This is a genomic window from Pseudoalteromonas sp. TAE79, assembly GCF_000498015.1.
Classification (GTDB): Bacteria; Pseudomonadota; Gammaproteobacteria; order Enterobacterales; family Alteromonadaceae; genus Pseudoalteromonas.
In genome coordinates, this window is record NZ_AUTL01000252.1 from 1 (window position 1) to 2,080 (window position 2,080).

At 48.8% G+C, this 2,080-nt stretch carries 2 rRNA genes; both read right to left on the reverse strand.

The annotated features are described in order from the left end of the window. Positions 1-205: ribosomal RNA gene (locus L655_RS0119985) — 23S ribosomal RNA — on the reverse strand; the annotation flags it as partial. A gap of 297 nt (positions 206-502) precedes the next feature. Beyond that, a 16S ribosomal RNA gene (locus L655_RS01000000125945) occupies positions 503-2,038 on the reverse strand. Positions 2,039-2,080 lie beyond the last annotated feature (42 nt).

Here is a 2,080-nt window from a genome sequence, read left to right on the forward strand (position 1 = left end):
GGTACTTAGATGTTTCAGTTCTCCGCGTTCGCCTCGTTAACCTATGTATTCAGTTAACGATACCTGCAAGCAGGTGGGTTTCCCCATTCGGAAATCCTAGTCTCAAGTGCTTTTTACTAGCTTGACTAGGCTTATCGCAAGTTAATACGTCCTTCATCGCCTCCAACTGCCAAGGCATCCACCGTGTACGCTTAGTCACTTAACCATACAACCCAAACGGGTCTTTGTTGTGTGACAGTTTAACTTCGCCAGAAGTCAATATTGAATACTAAAGTAGATACCAATCAATCAACTCAAAGAGTTAATTAAATGGCACTGAATGGTACTGCTACCATTCTTTTTTTACTTTTGAAAACTCTTGATAAATACAATGTATTCATCAGAATTTTATTATCAGCTTTTCCAAATTTTTAAAGAGCATATTAATTAGTTATCCCGAAGGACACGCACTAATTAACAATCATCTGTGTGGACACTACGAACAAATAAGTTCTAAATCGTATAAGGAGGTGATCCAGCCCCAGGTTCCCCTAGGGCTACCTTGTTACGACTTCACCCCAGTCATGAATCACTCCGTGGTAAACGTCCTCCCGAGGGTTAGACTATCTACTTCTGGAGCAACCCACTCCCATGGTGTGACGGGCGGTGTGTACAAGGCCCGGGAACGTATTCACCGCGTCATTCTGATACGCGATTACTAGCGATTCCGACTTCATGGAGTCGAGTTGCAGACTCCAATCCGGACTACGACGCACTTTAAGTGATTCGCTTACTCTCGCGAGTTCGCAGCACTCTGTATGCGCCATTGTAGCACGTGTGTAGCCCTACACGTAAGGGCCATGATGACTTGACGTCGTCCCCACCTTCCTCCGGTTTATCACCGGCAGTCTCCTTAGAGTTCTCAGCATTACCTGCTAGCAACTAAGGATAGGGGTTGCGCTCGTTGCGGGACTTAACCCAACATCTCACAACACGAGCTGACGACAGCCATGCAGCACCTGTATCAGAGTTCCCGAAGGCACCAAACCATCTCTGGTAAGTTCTCTGTATGTCAAGTGTAGGTAAGGTTCTTCGCGTTGCATCGAATTAAACCACATGCTCCACCGCTTGTGCGGGCCCCCGTCAATTCATTTGAGTTTTAACCTTGCGGCCGTACTCCCCAGGCGGTCTACTTAATGCGTTAGCTTTGAAAAACAGAACCGAGGCTCCGAGCTTCTAGTAGACATCGTTTACGGCGTGGACTACCGGGGTATCTAATCCCGTTTGCTCCCCACGCTTTCGTACATGAGCGTCAGTGTTGACCCAGGTGGCTGCCTTCGCCATCGGTATTCCTTCAGATCTCTACGCATTTCACCGCTACACCTGAAATTCTACCACCCTCTATCACACTCTAGTTTGCCAGTTCGAAATGCAGTTCCCAGGTTGAGCCCGGGGCTTTCACATCTCGCTTAACAAACCGCCTGCGTACGCTTTACGCCCAGTAATTCCGATTAACGCTCGCACCCTCCGTATTACCGCGGCTGCTGGCACGGAGTTAGCCGGTGCTTCTTCTGTCAGTAACGTCACAGCTAGCAGGTATTAACTACTAACCTTTCCTCCTGACTGAAAGTGCTTTACAACCCGAAGGCCTTCTTCACACACGCGGCATGGCTGCATCAGGCTTGCGCCCATTGTGCAATATTCCCCACTGCTGCCTCCCGTAGGAGTCTGGGCCGTGTCTCAGTCCCAGTGTGGCTGATCATCCTCTCAAACCAGCTAGGGATCGTCGCCTTGGTGAGCCATTACCTCACCAACTAGCTAATCCCACTTGGGCCAATCTAAAGGCGAGAGCCGAAGCCCCCTTTGGTCCGTAGACATTATGCGGTATTAGCAGTCGTTTCCAACTGTTGTCCCCCACCTCAAGGCATGTTCCCAAGCATTACTCACCCGTCCGCCGCTCGTCAGCAAAGTAGCAAGCTACTTTCTGTTACCGCTCGACTTGCATGTGTTAGGCCTGCCGCCAGCGTTCAATCTGAGCCATGATCAAACTCTTCAATTAAAAAGTTTTATGTCTTTCGACAGCTCAATGAATTCTGAATTT